This window comes from Streptomyces sp. A1136 (genome assembly GCF_004795055.1).
GTDB lineage: Bacteria > Actinomycetota > Actinomycetes > Streptomycetales > Streptomycetaceae > Streptomyces.
Genome location: NZ_SSBJ01000021.1, coordinates 109,764 through 128,469, shown reverse-complemented (window position 1 = coordinate 128,469; position 18,706 = coordinate 109,764). Strand labels below are relative to the sequence as shown.

General features: G+C 73.1%; 15 protein-coding genes. 9 read left to right on the top strand and 6 right to left on the bottom strand.

Going from position 1 to position 18,706, the window contains the following annotated elements:
• Positions 1–181 precede the first annotated feature (181 nt).
• The 6 genes from scy (at position 182) to E6R62_RS21480 (ending at position 9,970) form a co-directional block, all read left to right on the top strand.
• Positions 182–4,717, top strand: coding sequence for a polarized growth protein Scy (scy, locus tag E6R62_RS21505; RefSeq protein WP_168714127.1), 4,536 nt, complete (start codon positions 182–184; stop codon positions 4,715–4,717).
• Positions 4,718–4,911: 194 nt separating this feature from the next.
• Positions 4,912–5,850 carry a cellulose-binding protein gene (locus E6R62_RS21500; protein ID WP_136215138.1) on the top strand — a complete coding sequence of 313 codons (939 nt, stop codon included), beginning with the start codon at positions 4,912–4,914 and terminating at the stop codon, positions 5,848–5,850.
• A gap of 136 nt (positions 5,851–5,986) precedes the next feature.
• Positions 5,987–7,009, top strand: coding sequence for an ABC transporter ATP-binding protein (locus E6R62_RS21495; RefSeq protein ID WP_136215137.1), 1,023 nt, complete (start codon positions 5,987–5,989; stop codon positions 7,007–7,009).
• On the top strand, positions 7,006–7,788 hold the full coding sequence (locus E6R62_RS21490) for an ABC transporter permease (RefSeq protein ID WP_136215136.1): 783 nt from the start codon (positions 7,006–7,008) through the stop codon (positions 7,786–7,788). The genes E6R62_RS21495 and E6R62_RS21490 overlap by 4 nt, the downstream gene beginning before the upstream one ends.
• Before the next feature lie 197 nt (positions 7,789–7,985).
• On the top strand, positions 7,986–9,098 hold the full coding sequence (locus tag E6R62_RS21485) for an ABC transporter ATP-binding protein (protein ID WP_136215135.1): 1,113 nt from the start codon (positions 7,986–7,988) through the stop codon (positions 9,096–9,098).
• Positions 9,095–9,970: an ABC transporter permease gene (locus E6R62_RS21480; protein WP_136215134.1), complete on the top strand. Its 876-nt coding sequence runs from the start codon at positions 9,095–9,097 to the stop codon at positions 9,968–9,970. Before E6R62_RS21485 ends, E6R62_RS21480 begins: the two co-directional genes overlap by 4 nt.
• Before the next feature lie 27 nt (positions 9,971–9,997).
• On the opposite strand, the gene E6R62_RS21475 is transcribed toward E6R62_RS21480, so the two are convergent.
• Positions 9,998–10,339 carry an ATP/GTP-binding protein gene (locus E6R62_RS21475; RefSeq protein WP_136215133.1) on the bottom strand — a complete coding sequence of 114 codons (342 nt, stop codon included), beginning with the start codon at positions 10,337–10,339 and terminating at the stop codon, positions 9,998–10,000.
• 246 nt (positions 10,340–10,585) lie between these two features.
• Here E6R62_RS21475 and E6R62_RS21470 point away from each other — a divergent pair, with 246 nt between their 5' ends.
• Positions 10,586–11,605: an LLM class flavin-dependent oxidoreductase gene (locus tag E6R62_RS21470; protein ID WP_136215132.1), complete on the top strand. Its 1,020-nt coding sequence runs from the start codon at positions 10,586–10,588 to the stop codon at positions 11,603–11,605.
• 77 nt (positions 11,606–11,682) lie between these two features.
• Here E6R62_RS21470 and E6R62_RS21465 read toward each other — a convergent pair whose 3' ends face one another.
• On the bottom strand, positions 11,683–12,075 hold the full coding sequence (locus E6R62_RS21465; RefSeq protein WP_136215131.1) for an SCO5389 family protein: 393 nt from the start codon (positions 12,073–12,075) through the stop codon (positions 11,683–11,685).
• 220 nt (positions 12,076–12,295) lie between these two features.
• Here E6R62_RS21465 and nucS point away from each other — a divergent pair, with 220 nt between their 5' ends.
• A complete protein-coding gene (gene nucS, locus E6R62_RS21460; protein WP_190183452.1) occupies positions 12,296–12,967 on the top strand; it encodes an endonuclease NucS in 672 nt (223 codons plus the stop codon).
• A 31-nt stretch (positions 12,968–12,998) separates the two neighbouring features.
• Here nucS and E6R62_RS21455 read toward each other — a convergent pair whose 3' ends face one another.
• The 3 genes from E6R62_RS21455 to E6R62_RS21445 all read right to left on the bottom strand — a co-directional run bounded on the left by E6R62_RS21455 (position 12,999) and on the right by E6R62_RS21445 (position 17,206).
• Positions 12,999–15,671: an ATP-binding protein gene (locus tag E6R62_RS21455; protein WP_136215129.1), complete on the bottom strand. Its 2,673-nt coding sequence runs from the start codon at positions 15,669–15,671 to the stop codon at positions 12,999–13,001.
• A gap of 195 nt (positions 15,672–15,866) precedes the next feature.
• Complete coding sequence (locus tag E6R62_RS21450; protein WP_136215128.1) at positions 15,867–16,190, bottom strand: STAS domain-containing protein; 324 nt, start codon at positions 16,188–16,190, stop codon at positions 15,867–15,869.
• A gap of 167 nt (positions 16,191–16,357) precedes the next feature.
• Complete coding sequence (locus tag E6R62_RS21445) at positions 16,358–17,206, bottom strand: 3-hydroxyacyl-CoA dehydrogenase family protein (protein ID WP_136215127.1); 849 nt, start codon at positions 17,204–17,206, stop codon at positions 16,358–16,360.
• A 234-nt stretch (positions 17,207–17,440) separates the two neighbouring features.
• On the opposite strand from E6R62_RS21445, the gene E6R62_RS21440 reads away from it, so the two are divergent.
• Entirely contained in the window at positions 17,441–18,013 is a 573-nt protein-coding gene (locus tag E6R62_RS21440) for a cob(I)yrinic acid a,c-diamide adenosyltransferase (protein ID WP_136215126.1), read from the top strand.
• Here the strand turns inward: E6R62_RS21440 and E6R62_RS21435 are convergent.
• Positions 18,010–18,558: a hypothetical protein gene (locus tag E6R62_RS21435; protein WP_136215125.1), complete on the bottom strand. Its 549-nt coding sequence runs from the start codon at positions 18,556–18,558 to the stop codon at positions 18,010–18,012. The two genes, E6R62_RS21440 and E6R62_RS21435, sit on opposite strands and share 4 nt — an antisense overlap.
• Between the last annotated feature and the right edge of the window lie 148 nt (positions 18,559–18,706).

Below are 18,706 nucleotides of genomic sequence, written 5' to 3'. Positions count from 1 at the left end.
GCCATGGGGCAGGCCACAGGTAGAGTGGCCATGGCTCGGCCGGGGTTCGGTGCGGAGACGGGGTCGGGGCCTGTGACCCCTGCCCCGGTATCTGACACCATTCCCCGGGGGCGTCGTTCAGCGGGCGAGCGATGCTCAATTGGGAGTGAGCTTGCGACCAGGGGACGGATGGGACCGCGCTGTGCGGGGCTACGAAAGCCAGGAGAGCCATCAGGCCGAGGCCGACCATCTCTCGCGCTTCGAGGCCGAGATGGAGCGGCTGAAGAAGGAGCGCGGGAAGGCCGTCCAGCACGCCGAAGACCTGGGGTACCAGGTCGAGGTGCTGCGCGCCAAGCTCCATGAGGTACGCCGCAATCTCGCGTCCCGCCCCGCCTACGACGGTGCGGACATGGGCTACCAGGCGGAGCAACTGCTCCGCAACGCCCAGATCCAGGCCGACCAGATGCGCTCCGACGCCGAGCGCGAACTGCGCGACGCCCGGGCGCAGACCCAGCGCATCCTCCAGGAGCACGCCGAGCACCAGGCGCGCCTCCAGGCCGAGCTGCACGCCGAGGCCGTCAACCGGCGCCAGCGGCTGGACCAGGAACTCAACGAGCGCCGCCAGACCGTCGAGGCGCACGTCAACGAGAACGTCGCCTGGGCGGAACAGCTGCGCGCGCGCACCGAGTCCCAGGCCCGCCGGCTCATGGACGAGTCCCGCGCCGAGGCCGAGCAGACCCTGAACACCGCGCGCGCCGAGGCCGCCCGGCACGCCGCCGAGGCCACCCGCCGGCTCGCCGCCGAGGCCGAGGCCACCCGCGCCGAGGCCGAGGCGACGCTGCTGCGCGCCCGCAAGGAGGCGGAGCGGCTGCTGGCCGCCGCCTCCGCCCAGGCGCAGGAGGCCACCGAGCACGCGGAGCGGCTGCGTACGAGCACCACCGCCGAGGCCGAGCAGACCCGGCAGCAGACCCTCGACCTGGGCCGGGTCGCCGAGTCCCGGGTCCAGGAGGCCGACAACGCGCTGCGCACCGCGCGCGCCGAGGCCGAGAAGGTGCTCGCGGAGGCCAAGGAGAGCGCCGCCCGGCAGCTCGCGTCGGCGGAGTCGGTCAACGAGCAGCGCACCCGCACCGCCAAGGAGCAGGTCGCCCGGCTGGTGGGCGAGGCCTCCAAGGAGGCCGAGGTCCTCAAGGCCGAGGCCGAGCAGGCCCTCGCCGACGCCCGCGCGGAGGCGGAGCGGCTGCGCACCGAAGCCGGCGCGCAGGCCCGTACGGCCGCCTCCGAGGAGATGGCGGCGCAACTGGCGAAGGCGGCCCGTACCGCCGAGGAGATGCTGGACAAGGCCTCGCAGGACGCCCGGGCCACCACCCGCGCCGCGTCCGAGGAGGCCGAGCGCATCCGTCGCGAGGCCGAGGCGGAGGCCGAGCGGCTGCGCGCCCAGGCCGCGGCCACGGCCGATGAGCTCAAGGGCGCCGCCAAGGACGACACCGAGGAGTACCGGGCCCGTACGGTCGAACTCCAGGAGGAGGCCCGCCGGCTGCGCGGCGAGGCCGAGCAGTTGCGCGCGGAGGCCGTCGCCGAGGGCGAGCGCATCCGCGGCGAGGCGCGCCGCGAGGCGGTCCAGCAGATCGAGGAGGCGGCCCGCACCGCCGAGGGACTGCTGGGCAAGGCCAAGGCGGACGCGGACGAGTTGCGCGGCGGGGCCGCCGGCGAGAGCGAGCGGGTCCGCGCGGAGGCCGTGGAACGGGCCGGCACCCTGCGCAAGCAGGCCGAGGAGACCCTGGAGCGGACCCGCGCGGAGGCCGAGCGACTGCGCGCCGAGGCCGAGGAGCAGGCCGAGGCCGTCCGCGCCGAGGCGGAGGCCGCGGCCCTGGCCCGGCGCGAGGAGACCGAGCAGGCCCTCGCCGCGAAGCGGGCGGAGGCCGACGAGGAACTGGTCCGGCTGCACACGGAGGCGGAGAACCGGCTGACCACGGCCGAGGCGACGCTGCGCGACGCCCGCACGGCGGCGGAGAACATCCGTCGGGAGACGACGGAGGAGACCGACCGGCTGCGCGCCGAGTCGGCGGAGCGGATCCGCGCCCTGCGGACGCAGTCCGAGGCGGAGGCCGAGCAGCTGCGCACGGAGGCCGCCCAGGACGCGGGCCGGGTCCGGGCGGAGGCGGAGCAGATCGCGGTGCGGCTGCGCGGCGAGGCCGAAGCCGAGGCCGAGCGGGTGCGCACGGAGGCGCAGGAGACCGCGGACCGGCTGCGCGCCGAGGCGAAGGCCGCCGCCGAGCGGGTCTCCGAGGAGGCCGCGGAGGCGCTGTCGTCCGCCGCGGAGGAAGCGGCCCGCCGCCGCCGGGAGGCGGAGGAGACCCTCACGTCGGCCCGTACGGACGCGGACAACGAGCGGGCCCAGGCCCGCGAGCAGAGCGAGGAGTTGCTGGCGCAGGCCCGCAAGCGCTCGGAGGAGGCGCAGGCCGAGGCGGCCCGGCTCACCGAGGAGGCGGAGCGGCGCGCGTCGGAGCTGGTGGCGGCTGCCGAGGCCACCGCGCAGCAGGTCCGGGACGCCGTGGCCGGGCTGCACGAGCAGGCCGAGGAGGAGATCGCCGGGCTGCGCAGCGCGGCCGAGCACGCGGCGGAGCGGACCAAGACGGAGTCGGAGGCCGAGGCCGACCGCATCCGCGCCGACGCCCACGCGGAGCGGGAGCGGGCCGCCGAGGACGCCGCCCGCGTCCGCAGCGAGGCCCGGATGGAGACGGACGCGGCGAAGGCCCTTGCCGAGCGCACGGTGGGCGAGGCGATCGCCGAGGCCGAGCAGTTGCGCGCCGACACCGCCGAGTACGCCCAGCGGGTCCGCACGGAGGCGACGGACGCGCTGGCCGCCTCCGAGCGCGACGCGGCACGGACCCGGGCGGACGCCCGCGACGACGCGAACCGCATCCGCGGCGAGGCGGCGGAGTCCCTGGAGGCGTCGCGCGCCGAGGGCGCCCGGATCGTCGCGGAGGCGACGGCGGAGGCCGAGCGGCTCACCGAGGAGACCCTCGCGGCCAATGCGGCGACGGTCGCCGAGGCGACGGCGGAGGCGGAGCGGCTGCGCGCCGAGGCCGAGGAAGCGGCGGAGCGGACCCGCGCCGAGGCGGCGGGCACGCTGGACGAGGCGCGGGTGGAGGCCGGCCGGCTGCGTACCGAGGCGGCGGAGCAGGCGGACCGGCTCGTCACGGAGGCGATCTCCGAGGCGGAGCGGCTCACCGAGGAGACGCGCGCGGCCACCGAGGCCGCGCTCGCCGAGGCGACGGCGAAGGCCGAGCGGCTCACCACGCAGGCGGCGGACACCCTGGCCGCGGCCGAACGGGACGCCGCGCGCGTCCTGGTCGACGCCCGCACCGAGGGCGACCGGCTGGTCGAGGAGACCCGCGCGGCCAACGAGGCCACGGTCGGCGAGGCCGCGGCGGAAGCCGAGCGGCTGCGTACGGACGCGGCGCGGACGCTGGAAGAGGCGCGCGCGGAGGGCGGCCGGGTCATCGGCGAGGCCACCGCGGAGGCCGAGCGGGTCACGGCCGCGGCGGCGGAGACGCTGGCGAGCGCGGAGCGGGAATCCGAGCGGCTGCTCGACGAGGCGCGCGAGGAGGCGGGCAGGCGCCGCACCGAGGCCGCGGAGCAGGTGGACCGGCTCATCACCGAGGCGGCGGCGGAAGCCGACAAGCTCACCGAGCAGACCCGCAAGGACAACGAGCGCACGGTCGGCGAGGCCGCGACCGAGGCCGAACGGCTGCGCGCCGAGGCCACCGAGGCGCTGTCCTCGGCGCAGGAGCACGCGGCCCGCACCCGGTCGGAGGCCGAGCGGGTCAAGGCGAACGCGGCGGCCGAGGCGGAGCGCCTGCGCTCCGAGGCCCGCGCGGAGTCCGAGCGGCTGCTCGACGAGGCCCGCGAGGAGGCGAACAAGCGCCGCACCGAGGCCGCGGAGCAGGTGGACCGGCTCATCACCGAGGCGGCGGCCGAAGCCGACAAGCTCACCGCCGACGCGCGGCAGCAGGCCTTGGCGGCGACCACGGCGGCCGAGGAACAGGCCGACGCGATGGTCGACGCGGCCCGCAAGGAGGCGGCGCGGATCGGCTCGGAGGCGACCGTCGAGGGCAACTCCCTGGTGGAGAAGGCCCGTACGGACGCGGACGAACTGCTCGTCGGGGCGCGCACGGACGCCGCCGCCATAAGGGAGCGGGCGGAGGAGTTGCGTGCCCGCGTCGAGTCCGAGGTGGAGGAGCTGCACGAGCGGGCCCGTCGGGAGTCGGCCGAGCAGATGAAGTCGGCCGGCGAGCGCGTGGACAAGCTGGTGCGCGCGGCGACGGAGCAGAGCGTCGAGGCCGAGGCGAAGGCCAAGGCGATGCTGTCCGACGCGAGCAGTGAGGCGAGCAAGGTCCGTATCGCCGCCGTCCGCAAGGCGGAGACGCTGCTCAAGGAGGCCGAGCAGAAGAAGGCCGACCTGGCGCGTCAGGCGGAGCAGGCGCTCGCGGAGGCGAAGGCCGAGGCGGAGGCCCTCGTCGACGAGGGCCGTCGTGAGCTGGAAGTCCTCGTGCGCAGGCGGGAGGACATCCAGGCGGAGATCTCCCGTGTCCAGGACGTGCTTGAGGCGTTGGAATCATTCGAGGCGCCTTCGGGCGGCGGAAAGCCGGCGGTCGGCGGTCAGGGCGCGGGGGGCGTGAAGGCCGGAGCGGCAGCGGGTTCCACTCGTTCGGGTGGTAAGTCGTCAGAGGGCTAGTCAGTGTGAAGGAATGTGTGCCCCTGATGAAGGTTCACCCGAAGGAGTGACAAGCATTCTGTCGTCTTGCCACTCAAAAGGGGTGTCATTGTCCAGATCAAACGTGGATTGACTCGATGACACGCCGTCTGGGCGCCTAGGATTCCCCTAACACCTCACGTAGCACCTCATCGGTCTCATTCGACAGGAACCCCATGAGCGACACTTCCTCCCCCTTCGGCTTCGAGCTCGTGCGGCGTGGTTACGACCGTGGTCAGGTGGACGACCGCATCACCAAGCTGGTCTCCGACCGCGACAGCGCCCTAGGACGTATCAACTCTCTGGAAAAGCGGATCGAGGAGCTGCACCTCGAAACGCAGAACGCCCAGGCCCAGGTGAGCGACGCCGAGCCGTCGTACGCGGGTCTCGGCGCCCGGGTCGAGAAGATCCTGCGCCTGGCCGAGGAGGAGGCGAAGGACCTGCGCGAGGAGGCCCGTCGCGCGGCCGAGCAGCACCGTGAGCTTGCCGAGTCGGCCGCCCAGCAGGTGCGCAACGACGCCGAGTCGTTCGCCGCCGACCGCAAGGCGAAGGCGGAGGACGAGGGCGTCCGCATCGTCGAGAAGGCCAAGGGCGACGCCTCGACGCTGCGTGCCGAGGCCCAGAAGGACGCGGCCTCCAAGCGCGAGGAGGCGGACGCGCTCTTCGAGGAGACCCGCGCGAAGGCCGCCCAGGCCGCCGCCGACTTCGAGACCAACCTGGCCAAGCGGCGCGAGCAGTCCGAGCGCGACCTGGCCTCCCGTCAGGCCAAGGCCGAGAAGCGGCTCGCGGAGATCGAGCACCGCGCGGAACAGCTGCGCCTGGAGGCCGAGAAGCTCCGCACGGACGCCGAGCGCCGCGCCCGCCAGACCGTGGAGACCGCGCAGCGCCAGGCCGAGGACATCGTGGCCGACGCCAACGCCAAGGCCGACCGGATCCGCAGCGAGTCCGAGCGCGAGCTCGCGGCGCTCACGAACCGCCGCGACTCCATCAACGCCCAGCTGACCAACGTCCGCGAGATGCTGGCGACGCTGACCGGTGCCGCCGTCGCCGCCGCCGGCTCCCCGATCGACGACGAGCCCGTCACCCGCGGCGTCCCGGCGCAGCAGACCCGCTGAACGCCCGTCACGGCGTCCGGCGCGTACACCCCCGATATTCGCCGGTAGGACCGAGGGCGCGCACCGCGTGCACGACGAGGGCCCTGTGTCACCTTCAGAGGTGGCGTAGGGCCCTCGGGCGTTCTAGCGTGGCCGCATGATCGAGCTTGAGGGCCTCACCAAACGATTCGGCGCCAAGACCGCCGTGGACAACCTCAGCTTCCAGGTCAGACCGGGGGTGGTGACCGGCTTCCTCGGCCCCAACGGGGCGGGGAAGTCCACGACCATGCGCATGATGCTCGACCTCGACAACCCGACCAGTGGCACGGTCCGGATCGACGGCAAGCACTACCGGGACCTGCCGGAACCGCTGAAACACATCGGGGCGCTGCTGGACGCGAAGTCCATGCACGGCGGACGCAGCGCCTACAACAACCTCCTCTGCCTGGCCCAGTCGAACCGCATCCCCGAACGTCGGGTGTCCGAGGTGCTGGACCTCGTCGGGTTGACGTCGGTGGCCAAGAAGAAGTCGAAAGGATTTTCGCTCGGGATGGGGCAGCGGCTGGGAATCGCCTCCGCGCTGCTCGGCGATCCGGAGATCTTGATGTTCGACGAACCCGTCAATGGTCTGGATCCGGAGGGAATTCACTGGATCCGCAATCTTATGAAGAGGCTGGCGTCGGAAGGCCGGACGATCTTCGTTTCCTCGCACTTGATGAGTGAAATGGCCCTGACGGCGGACCATTTGATCGTGATCGGACAGGGCCGACTGTTGGCCGACTTGTCGATGGCCGATTTCATCCACCAGAACTCGCGCAGCTACGTGCGTCTGCGCTCGCCGCAGCAGGAGCGACTCAAGGACGTCCTGCACGAGGCGGGCATCACCGCGGTCGGCGTCCCCGCCACCGGCACGCTGGAGATCGACGGCGTGGGACCGGAGCGGCTCGGCGAACTGGCCGCCCAACACCAGATCGTGCTGCACGAACTCAGCCCCCAGCGGGCCTCATTGGAAGAAGCGTTCATGCGCATGACCGCGCAATCCGTCGAGTACCACGCCCACGCGCCGGGCTCCCCGGGCGCCGCGCCCGCCCCCGGCATGGCGAGCGACAATCCCGCGCGGCCGGACGACGTCCCCGCGTGGGGCGCCGGTTTCGACGCGAACCGCAAGGGCGGTGAGTGACCGTGGCCCTCCCCGCCGTTCTCACCTCGGAGTGGACGAAGATCCGTACGGTCCCGTCCACGGTCTGGACCCTCGCGACCGCGCTGGTCGTCACCGTCGGCGTCAGCGCCGGGTTGTGCGCGCTCATCAGCGCCACCTTCGGGCACATGCGACCCGAGGAACAGCTGACCTTCGACCCGACCCTCGCCAGCTTCTCCGGGATCCAGTTCGGACAGCTCGCAATGATCATCTTCGGTGTCCTGGTGATGGGCACCGAGTACAGCTCGGGCATGATCCGTGCCTCGCTGGCCGCCGTACCGCGCCGGGGCGAGTTCCTCGTCGGCAAGCTCGTGGTGGCGACCGGGCTGGCCCTGGTCGTGGGGCTGATCACCAGCTTCCTGTCCTTCTTCCTCGGACAGGCGATCCTGGGCGAGCGGAGCATCGGCATCGGCGAGCCGAACGTGCTGCGGGCGGTGATCGGCACCGGGCTCTACATGGCCGTGCTCGCGCTGTGCTCGATGGGCGTCGCCACGATGCTGCGCAGCTCGGTGCTCTCGATCTGCCTGCTGATCCCCTTCTTCCTGATCGTCTCGAACATCCTCGGCGCCGTCGAGGCGACGCGGAAGGTGGCCCAGTACTTCCCGGACCAGGCGGGCTCCGCGGTCATGCGGGTCGTGCCGGGCGCGATGGGCAGCGAGCCGCCGCCCTACGGCCCCTGGGGCGGTTTCGGGATCATGGTGCTGTGGGCGCTGGCCGCCGTACTCGGCGGATACCTGGTGCTGAGGAAGCGGGACGCATAGCGTCCCGTCCAGGAGTCCGCGCCTCCGGTGTCCGTCGTGCGACGGACACCGGAGGTAGTACGGGGAACCCCGAGGTCGGGATCAGGGGGAGATCAGGGATCGGGGGCGGGACGGAACCGTAGGCCACTCGATATCCTCTTAACCCTTACAGGGGCGAAAGCCGTCCCGGGCCCGCCGGCCTGTCGAGGGGCAGAACCATGATCGAGGCAGTCGGCCTGACCAAGCGCTTCGGCGCCAAGACCGCCGTCGACCAGCTGTCCTTCCAGGTCAGGCCTGGTCACGTCACCGGATTCCTCGGACCCAACGGGTCGGGGAAGTCCACCACCATGCGCATGGTCCTCGGGCTCGACCGGCCCACCGCCGGCCACGTGACGATCAACGGCCTCCCCTTCCGGGAGTTGCCGAACGCCCAGCGGCACGTCGGGGCCCTGCTCGACGCGAAGGCCATGCACGGCGGCCGCCGGGCCCGTACCCACCTGCTGTCCATCGCCCAGCTCTCCGGCATCCCGGAGAAGCGGGTGGACGAGGTGTTGGCGGTCGTCGGTCTCCAGGACGCCGGCCGCCAGCGCACCAAGGGCTTCTCCCTCGGCATGGGCCAGCGGCTCGGCATCGCCACCGCCCTGCTCGGCGACCCCCGGGTGCTGCTGTTCGACGAACCCGTCAACGGCCTCGACCCGGAGGGCATCCTCTGGGTCCGCAACCTGATGCGGCAGCTCGCCGCCGAGGGCCGCACCGTCTTCGTCTCCTCGCACCTGATGAGCGAGATGGCCCTGACCGCCGACCACCTGATCGTGATCGGACGGGGCCGGCTGCTCGCGGACATGAGCACCCAGGAGTTCATCACGCACAATTCGGCCGGATTCGCTCGGGTACGCGTGGCCGACACCGACCCGGATGGCCGGGAGACGTTCGCGGAGGCCCTCCGCGAGGACGGCGCGCGCGTCCTCCAGGAGCCGGACGGCGCCCTGCGCGTGACGGGGCTGGAACTGCCGCGGATCTCCGACCTGGCCCACGCGGGCGGTCTGCGCCTGTGGGAGCTCTCCCCGCACCGGGCCTCGCTGGAGGAGGCGTACATGCGGATGACCCGGTCCTCCGTCGAGTACACCTCCACCGAGGACCCCCGGGCGCAGTTGTGGGAGGCGGACCCGCTGGCCCTGCCGGACTGGGAGGAGGCTCCGGTGACCCCCGAAGTCCCCCGGGAGGGCTTCTTCGCGCCCCCGCCGCCCGGCGACGCCGCGGCGTTCCTCATGCCCGGCGAGCCCGGCGAACTCGCCGCCTCCGTCCAGAACAACCCCGAGGCCTCCCGATGAGCGGCGCGCAGACGACCGACCCCCAGTCCCTCCCGACGGCCCCCGCGACGTCGGCGGCCCACGGGGCTCCCCTGGAGGCCCGGCGCCCGCACCTGGGCCACGCGGTGGCCTCGGAGTGGACCAAGCTCGTCTCCGTCCGCTCCACCCTGTGGACGCTCGGCTCGCTCGTGGTGGTCGTCGTCGGCATCGGAGTCGTCTTCATCGCCCAGACCTCCTCGGGCGACTACGCGAACATCCCGTTCACCACGCCGGCCCTGATCGGCATGCTCGTAGGGCAGCTCGCGGTGATGGTGCTCGGCGTGCTCACGATCACCTCCGAGCACGGGACGGGCCTGGTGCGCACCACCTTCACCGCCGCGCCCGACCGGCACCGGGTCCTCACCGCCAAGTACCTCGTCTTCGGCCTGACCGCCTTCATCGCCACCGCCGGTTCCGTCTTCGTGGTCGGCACGGCGGCGGCCATCGCCCACAACGGTCCCGCCGCGGGACATCACCCGGCGGGCGAGTGGGCGGGCGCGCTGGCGGGGAGCTTCTACGTCACCCTGCTCGGGCTCCTGGCGCTGGCCGTCGGCGCGCTGGTACGGCATTCGGCCGGGGCGATCGCCGTCATGATCGGCGTCGTGACGCTGCCGCCGGTGGCCGGGGCGATGCTCAGCATCTGGGAGGCCTCGGCTCCGCTGGGGCGGTTGGTGCTCCGGCACAACGCCCCGGTCGCCCTGATGCAGCTGTTCGGGATGCCCACGGGCGGCACCGACCCGTCCGGTTCCCCGGAGGCGATGCCCGCCGATCTGACGCAGATGGCGCTGATGCTGCTGGTGACCGGCGCCGCCATGGCGGCCTCCTACGTGGTGGTCGGACGCCGCGACGTCTGACGGGACTGGCCGCGAGAGGCCGGCCGCCTAGTATTTCGGCGCGTTCCTGGACCGCTGCACCCGCGAGGTGCGGCGGTCCTTCGCGTTCCAGCAGGCCTTGTGCCAGTGCCGGCGGTCGTCCACACCGCCGTACTCGGGCCAGGCGACCAGGTGCGGGGTGCCGGAGGGGATCTCCTGGTCGCAGCCGGGACAGCGGTAGCGCTTGCCCGCCGCGCTCGCGCCCGCCACGTGCCGGACCTTCCACTCCTCGCCGAGGTACTCCTCGGTCTGTTCGAGGCCGAACCTGTCCAGCCCCCCGGACCCCGACCCCGTGCCCGAACGGTCGGCTGGATTCCCACCGCCCCTGGGGCGGTTGTGGCGCGGTGACACGTATACCTCACGGATGGGCGGACGGCAGTGACTTTCTCCCAGACTACGCGCAGCGAGCCCGGGTAACCGCAGGGTGTCCGAGGAGGGCCCGCTCACGGACGCCGGCCTGACAATCCCAATAACTTTGGCTGCCGGCCGTGCCCTTGGCACGTGTCGGACGTTGTTGCCATCAGACGTTGATGTCATGAGCGTCGGAGAGCCGGTCCACCTGGGGAGGCCGCGTCAGCCGCGAGGAGGCTAAGCGCGATGCGCGTAGGAGCGTTTGTAGTGGGGGCCCAGTTCCCGGGCCAGGGGCCGGGGGAAGCGTTGCACCGGGCGGTGCGCACCGCCGAGGTGGCCGAAGAGGCCGGGTTGGACGCGGTCTGGCTGGCCGAGCACCACTTCGTCCCGTACGGGGTCTGCCCGTCCGCGGTGACCCTGGCGGCCCTGCTGCTCGGGCGGACCGAGCGGCTGCGCGTGGGGACGGCGGTGAGCGTACTGCCGAGCACGCACCCGGTGACCCTGGGGGAACAGGCGGCCCTGCTGCACCTGACCTCGGGCGGGCGCTTCATGCTCGGGGTGGGCCGGGGCGGACCCTGGGTGGACCTGGAGGTGTTCGGCGGGGGCCTGGACGCCTACGAGACGGGTTTCCCCGAGGCCCTGGACCTGCTGCGGCGCTGGCTGACCGAGGCGCGCGTGGGAGCGGCCGGCGAGCGTTACGGCTTCCGCGAGGTGGCCGTCGTACCGCGTCCCGCGGAGGCGCTCGACGGTGACGGGAAGGGGCCGGAAGTGATCGTCGCCTGCACCTCCCCGGCGTCGGTACGGCTGGCCGCGGAGCGCGGTCTGCCGATGCTGCTCGGCATGCACTGCGGGGACGAGGACAAGGCGGACATGGTGGCGCTGTGGCGGCGCACCGCCCGGGCCGCCGGACACGCGCCCGACGCGGCGCACGTGTCGGCCGGGGTCTGCCAGCTCGCGGACCGTACGGCGGACGCCCGGGAAACACTGGTGAAGGCGATGCCGGGCTGGCTGCGCCAGGGCCTGGACGCGCATGTGACGGTGGACGGCCGACGGCGCACGATGCGCGACCCGGTGGCGTACACGGAGCTCTTGTGCGAGCTGCATCCCGTCGGAACCCCGCGGTTCGCCGCGGACCGCCTGGCGGCCACCGCCGAACGCACGGGGATCACCCGCTTCGCCTTGCTGACGGAGGGCTCCGGCGACCTCGCCGCGACGGAGGAGAACGTACGGCGCGTCGGCGCCGAGGTCCTGCCCCGCCTCGGCTGAGAGCCGGGCTGCCGCTCCGGTACCGGTCGTACCTCCCGCGATGCGGAGCGGCAGCGGGCGGCTCTTCGACGCGGGACCTAACAGTCCCGCAGCTCCGGCGACTGGTTGAGCAGCTGGCCGCGGATCGAGGTGAACTTGGCGAGCCGGTCGTCCACCGCGGGGTCCAGCGGGAACACCGCTACACGGTGGCAGTTCTGGAATGCCAGGCGCACCCCGAAGTGCCGCTGCAGGGCGCCGCGTATCGCGTCACTCGCGAGTGCGCGCAGCAGTTGCCCGCGCGCCTGCTCGTCCGGCGGCGGCGTCTGGTTGTCGGCGAATTCTCCGCCCTCAACCTCCAGCTGGGCCACCAGCGAGCTGACCATCTCCCATGCGTAAGGCAGGGAGGTCCGGACGCAGTCGACGAAAGCGGCTTCGTCGACCTCGCCTCGCTCGGCCTGTTCGAGTAGGGCCGGTGAGACGTCGAGCGACATGGGTTCTCCTCTCGTGACCCCGGCGGTTTGGGTGTCCGGAGTCCTACGGGCAGGGAAGGCGGCCGCGACGCAGCGTGCACGTTCGACAACCACCCGCTCACCACGGTAGGCGCCCCCGGGTTGCCGCACCAGGAGAATGCGCATACAACGCGCCATCGACGAAGGGGGCTTTCACGGGCGAATCGCGTGGAGGCCCATCGGTCGAGTAGCGTTGCCGACCATGCGTCTCGTGATTGCCCGCTGCTCCGTCGACTACGCGGGCCGGCTCACCGCCCATCTGCCCTCGGCACCCCGTCTGATCCTCGTGAAGGCCGACGGCAGTGTCTCGATCCACGCGGACGACCGGGCGTACAAACCGCTCAACTGGATGTCTCCTCCGTGCACCCTCAAGGAGGGGACGGGCGCCGAGGAGGGCGTCTGGACCGTCGTCAACAAGGCGGGCGAGAAGCTCATCATCACCATGGAGGAAGTGCTGCACGACTCCTCCCACGAACTGGGCGTCGACCCCGGCCTGATCAAGGACGGCGTGGAAGCGCACCTCCAGGAGCTGCTCGCCGACCGCATCGACACGCTGGGCGACGGCTACACGCTGATCCGCCGCGAGTACATGACGGCGATCGGCCCGGTGGACATCCTGTGCCGTGACGCCTCGGGCGCGACCGTGGCCGTGGAGATCAAGCGCCGCGGCGAGATCGACGGCGTGGAACAGCTGACCCGCTACCTGGAGCTCCTCAACCGCGACCCGCACCTCGCGCCGGTCCGCGGTGTCTTCGCCGCGCAGGAGATCAAGCCGCAGGCCCGCGTACTGGCGACGGACCGCGGCATGGACTGTGTGGTGCTGGACTACAACGCGATGCGCGGCATCGAGGACGACAAGCTCCGTCTGTTCTGAGCCCAGGTCCGGCCGCCCGGCCGCGCCGGCGTCACTGCGTGGACGACGGGGCCGACCCGGAGGCCGACCCGGCGGTGCCCGACGCCGTCGGGGTCTCTGTCGGCGGGGTCGTCGACGACGAGGTGGTCGGGCTCGGCGTCTGCGGGTGGACGACCGGGGGCGTGGGGACCGGCGTCTTGGTGCCCGGCGCCGGCGGCGCGGGCTTGTGCGTGGGGGTCGCTCCGCCCGATGTGGAGCCCGGCGGCCGGGTGGTCCCGGGAACGGGTTCCGCCGCCTGTTCGCCCGGCCCGGGCGTCGCCCCGTCGGACGGGGCCGCCGACGGGTCGGCGGTGCCCGGCTCGGGCGCGCCGGCCGGGGCGCTCCCGCCTGAATCGGTGCCCGGGTCGGTGTCCGGCTCGATGTCCGGCGACGACGACACCGCGGGGTCCTTCGGCGCCCGCGTGTCCGAGTCGGACACCGCCAGGCCCACGACGGTCCCGATCACGGCCACCGCCAGGGCGCCGGCCGCGGCGAGGAACGCCGTCCTGCGCCGGGAGTGCGGCTCCCCCGCCCACGCTCGGCCCGGCCCGGCGCCCGCGCCGGGGACCGGCACCGGCGCCGTCACCGGTTCCTGCTTCGGCGCGGTCGGGAAGGCGTTCTCGAACACCTCGGAGAGGGTCGACGGGGTCGTCGGCGCCTCGGGCCGTCGGACCGTCGACACGACCTGGGTCTGCGCCTCGGAGCCGCCGGGAGCCGGCGGCCGGGTCGACGCCGCGCTCACCGGCGCGTTCATTGGCGCGGTCACCGGGCGGGCGAGGGGGCGGGGCACGGCCGAAGTCGCCGGGACGGACGCGGCCGGAGCCGCGACGGGCGCCGTCGAAGGCGCGGCCGGCAGGGCCGGCGCCTCCAGCCGCAGCGGCGGCGACACCTGGGCCGCGGCCGCCTCCCGGTCGGTCACCAACGCCAGCGCCCGCCGTCCCGCGACCGTCCCGCGCTTGTCCGCCAGCGCGCCCCGCAGCCCGATCGAGGCCTCCAGCTCGGCCCGCGCCCGCTCCAACCGTCCCTCGCACAGCGCGAGCACACCCAGCTCGTGGTGGAAGTAGGCCTGTTCCGCCACCTCTCCCGCCTTGCGCGCGGCCTCCGCGCCCGAGCGCAGCGCCCGTTCCCACGCCTCCCAGTGCAGGGAAGCCGCCAGTGCCGGAGCCGCCGTGCGGGCGAGCATGACGGCGGCCACCACGTCGGCGCCCGCCAGGGCGGCCAGCACCGCGTCCGCCTCGCCGGCGACCCGCTCGGGGGTCACCGAGGCGTGCCCGGTCCACCAGGCGTAGTGCCGGGCCGCGGTGCGGGCCTCCTCGGCGGCGGTGTCCCCGTACCCGGCCTCCTCCAACTGCCGGGCGACCCCGTGCGCCAGCCGGTAGCGCGCGCCGACGGGGGTCAGCAGGCCGCTGTCGAGCAGTTCCGCGACCGCCGCGTCGGCGTGGGTGTCGCCCACCAGGGCCGGCAGGTGCGCGTGGTGCGGCATCTCGCCGCCGAGCGCGCAGGCGATCCGCAGCGCGGCCCGGGCCGACTCGCTCACCCGGGACGCCAGCAGCTCCGCGGGCGCCGCTCCCTCGGCCGGCGTCGGCAGCGGTACGTGGGCGGCCTCGCGCGGGCGCCCCTCGAAGACGCCGGGCTCGTCGTCGTCCTCGCGGTCGCGGTGGTTCAACTCGTCGCGCCCGCGCAGCAGCGCGGCCGCCTGTACGAAGCGCAGGGGCAGCCCCTCGGAGGCGAACCACACGTCCGCGGCCCAGGCCGTCTCCTCCTCCGTCAGGGGCCGTCCGGTGAGGGTTTCCATCAGTTGCAGGCATTCGGCCCGGCCGAGGCCTCCGAGGAAGACCTCCTCCAGGTGCGAGTGGTCGGAGGGGGCCTTGGTGGCGGGGGTGGCGGCCAACAGGTAGGCGCACTCGGGGGTGGCCCGCAGGAGTTCGTCGAGGGCGGCTCCGCCCAGTTCCAGGTCGTCGATGAGGACGATCGCGCCGATGTCCCGTACCCGCGCGAGGAGTTCGGTCCGGTCGGGTCGTTCGGCGGCGCTCTCGTAGACGGCCGCGTGCAGCGCGTGCAGCAGTTCCAGCGGCTGCTGTTGGCCGTATCCGCTGAGCCGGACGACCCCGTCGGGCGCGCGTCCGGCGCACGCGGCGGCCACCGAGTCGAGCAGTGCGGAACGGCCCGATCCGGCCGGTCCGGTCAGTCGTACCGAGCGGCCGCGTCCCAGCAGCCGTTCGAGCCGCTCCTGCTCCTCCTCGCGCCGGAGCAGTGGGCGGGAGGGGACGGTGGAGCCGGGCAGGGCCGGCGGCCGGGCCGCGACCTGCCGGGCGGTGCGGGAGGCGGGGCCCCGTTTGGCGGGGCGGGGCGTCTCGGTGCCGGGACGCAGGGGTTCTATCTCGCTGCCGTCGACCGGGTTCACGGTGAGGGCGAAGTCGCCCGCGGTCAGTGTGACGACGCGGGCGAGACCGCCGGTGGAAGGGGCGCCGGCGGTCGGTGCCGCCGCCGCGGAGGTTCCGCTTCCGGAAGAACCCACGGCCCCGGTACCGGGGGTTGGGGCACCGGCGGCCCGGGTGCCCGCCGAGCCGGCGCCCGAGGGGCCGGTGACGGCGCGGGCGGACCCGGCGCCCGAGGGTCCGTCGCCCGTGGACCCCACGGCCCGACGCCCCGCGTCCGCGCCGGGCTGCCCCTGTATACGGTCCATGACCAAGTCCCCCGATCGCGCCGCGTGCCGCGCCGCTTCAGCCGTCTCACCGCCCGGCCTTCGCACGCTCACACCGCTGTCGCTACTGGTCCGGTTTCCGCCCGGAGCCTAAACCGTGGCCGGGCGCGCGGGAACCGTCAGAGGGCCTTCACCACCGGAACGTTACGTTTCCGCAGGAAAGAAGCGGGCCGTGTGTCAGACCCGGGGCAGGGATTCCGCTTCCAGCCCGCCCTCGATCGCGAGAATGCGGTGGAGCCGGGTCGCCACGAGCAACCGCTGCATCTGCGCGGGCACTCCGCGCAGGACGAGACGGCGCCCGGAGCGGCCCGCCCGGCGGTGCGCGCCCATGATCACGCCGAGGCCGGTCGCGTCCCAGGAGTCGAGCCCGGTGAGGTCGAGCACGAGGTCGCCGTGGCCGCGGTCGAGCGCGGTGTGGAGGGCCGTACGGGCGTCCGCCGCGCTGCGCACGTCGAGGCGACCCCCGACAACGAGTTCGGCGTGGTCGCCCCTGATGTGCATATGTGCTCCCGCAGTCCCGCGTACGTGCCGCGTACGTATGGTCCGACTGGTCCGTGGTCGGCCACTCTCACTGGAACTGACTGCCCCGGGGGCGGTGAAGTTGCCGACTGTGAGCGAACCGATACTCTCATTCACACCAACGGGTGAAGGCGTTCGAACGATGGTCGTCAGTGCTTGTAGAAGCCCTGCCCGCTCTTGCGGCCGATGTCGCCGGCGTCCACCATGCGGCGCATCAGCTCCGGCGGCGCGAACTTCTCGTCCTGCGACTCGGTGTAGATGTTGCTCGTGGCGTGCAGGAGGATGTCGACGCCCGTGAGGTCGGCGGTGGCCAGCGGCCCCATGGCGTGCCCGAAGCCCAGCTTGCAGGCGATGTCGATGTCCTCGGCGGTGGCGACGCCCGATTCGTAGAGCTTGGCGGCCTCGACGACCAGCGCCGAGATCAGACGGGTCGTCACGAAGCCGGCCACGTCACGGTTGACGACGATGCAGGTCTTGCCGACGGACTCGGCGAAGGCCCGGGTCGTGGCGAGGGTCTCGTCGCTGGTCTTGTAGCCGCGGACCAGTTCGCACAACTGCATCATCGGGACGGGCGAGAAGAAGTGCGCGCCGACGACCCGCTCCGGGCGCTCCGTCACCGCCGCGATCTTGGTGATCGGGATGGCGGAGGTGTTGGACGCGAGGATCGCGTCGTCCCGGACCAGCTTGTCGAGCGCGCGGAAGATCTCGTGCTTGACTTCGAGCTTCTCGAAGACGGCCTCGACGACGATGTCCGCGTCCGCGACCGCGTCCAGGTCGGTGGTGGTGGTGATGCGGGCGAGCGCCGCCTCGGCGTCCTCGGCCGTCAGCTTGCCCTTGGAGACGAACTTGTCGTACGAGGCCTTGATCCCGTCCGTGCCGCGGGTGAGCGCGGCATCGGTGACATCGCGCAAGACGACGTCCCATCCCGCCTGAGCGGAGACCTGAGCGATCCCCGAACCCATGAGTCCGGCACCGATGACGGCGAGCTTCCCAGCCACTGCACACCCCTCGTTCTCGCTACGGCCCAGTCTCGTAGCCTCTCCGGCGGAGACTAGCGTCCGTGAGGGAGGGTGTGACCGCGAAGTAACACGCGTCACGTCTCAGCTGACGGACATCACACCGGTACGGCCCAGCACCGCTCCCAGGGGCCACAGTTGACTCTTGCGCACCTTTGTCCGGGATCGCGTCTTCTTCCCGGAGGCCGTGCCCCCGTCTGTCATTACGCTGGACCCATGGTGAACCTCACGCGCATCTACACCCGCACCGGCGACAAGGGCACGACCGCCCTCGGCGACATGAGCCGTACGCGGAAGACGGACCTGCGGATCTCCGCGTACGCCGACGCCAACGAGGCCAACGCGGCCATCGGGACGGCGATCGCGCTGGGCGCCCTGTCCGAGGACGTGGTGAAGGTCCTGGTCCGGGTGCAGAACGACCTGTTCGACGTCGGGGCCGACCTGAGCACCCCGGTCGTGGAGAACCCGCAGTACCCGCCGCTGCGCGTCGAGCAGTTCTACATCGACAAGCTGGAGGCGGACTGCGACCGCTTCAACGAGCGGCTGGAGAAGCTGCGCAGCTTCATCCTCCCCGGCGGCACCCCCGGCGCGGCGCTCCTCCACCAGGCCTGCACCGTGGTGCGGCGCGCCGAGCGCTCGACGTGGGCGGCGCTGGAGGCGCACGGCGAGGCGATGAACCCGCTCACGGCGACCTACCTCAACCGCCTCTCGGACCTGCTGTTCATCCTGGCCCGCACCGCCAACAAGGAGGTCGGGGACGTGCTGTGGGTCCCGGGAGGCGAGCGCTAGGGTGCCTCGCCGGGGCCCGGCGCCGGGGCCTTGCGCGGGAAGAAGGTGTATGTCGCCGCCACCGCCGCATGGATGGCGAGGACCCGCAGCGCCGCCGACCGCCGGCCGCGGAGCCCACTGACGTCGACCCCGTCGCCCGCGTACCGGATCACCGCCTGGAGCAGCCCCGGCGCGACGGCGACAGCGACGAGGGTACGGGCCCACAGCCGCCACTCGTGCCGGGCGCGGGCCTTGCCGTACAGCGGGCCGGGCGGCTTCGGGCCGCCGCCGAAGCGGTACGCGGCGTGCCGGTACTTCACGGTGTAGTGCCCGTATCCGGCGGCGTAGCCGAGGTAGGGCGCGGCCAGGCCGTGCGTCCGCTCGGGTTCGCCGCCGCCGCGCAGGTCGGGGGCGGTCGCGGCCGACAGGGTCAGCTCCGGCGGGGCCTCGCACAGCAGGACGGCGGCCCCGAGCCGGGGCAGCCCGGCGAGGTAGCGCAGGGCCAGTCCGCCGGCCGGCAGCACCCGGAAGCCGATCTCGCAGCCGATGACCAGGTCGACCGGCACGATCCGTCCTCTCGTCGCCGTCCTCCCCGGCCGCCCACGTCGCGCCGGCTCGTCCCGGCCTCGCGTCCGGGGTGTCCGTACCGCGTCGTCACCGGTGAGGAACCGCGACTGCATCCTTCGGTGTAGCCGCGCGGGAAGCGCCTCCGCC

Coding starts and splice junctions, on each gene's coding strand:
- E6R62_RS21500 (WP_136215138.1), top strand. CDS start 4,912: ATGAGCGACACTTCCTCCCCCTTCGGCTTCGAGCTCGTGCGGCGTGGT.
- E6R62_RS21495 (WP_136215137.1), top strand. CDS start 5,987: ATGATCGAGCTTGAGGGCCTCACCAAACGATTCGGCGCCAAGACCGCC.
- E6R62_RS21485 (WP_136215135.1), top strand. CDS start 7,986: ATGATCGAGGCAGTCGGCCTGACCAAGCGCTTCGGCGCCAAGACCGCC.
- E6R62_RS21480 (WP_136215134.1), top strand. CDS start 9,095: ATGAGCGGCGCGCAGACGACCGACCCCCAGTCCCTCCCGACGGCCCCC.
- E6R62_RS21470 (WP_136215132.1), top strand. CDS start 10,586: ATGCGCGTAGGAGCGTTTGTAGTGGGGGCCCAGTTCCCGGGCCAGGGG.
- E6R62_RS21465 (WP_136215131.1), bottom strand. CDS start 12,075: ATGTCGCTCGACGTCTCACCGGCCCTACTCGAACAGGCCGAGCGAGGC.
- nucS (WP_190183452.1), top strand. CDS start 12,296: ATGCGTCTCGTGATTGCCCGCTGCTCCGTCGACTACGCGGGCCGGCTC.
- E6R62_RS21455 (WP_136215129.1), bottom strand. CDS start 15,671: ATGGACCGTATACAGGGGCAGCCCGGCGCGGACGCGGGGCGTCGGGCC.
- E6R62_RS21450 (WP_136215128.1), bottom strand. CDS start 16,190: ATGCACATCAGGGGCGACCACGCCGAACTCGTTGTCGGGGGTCGCCTC.
- E6R62_RS21440 (WP_136215126.1), top strand. CDS start 17,441: ATGGTGAACCTCACGCGCATCTACACCCGCACCGGCGACAAGGGCACG.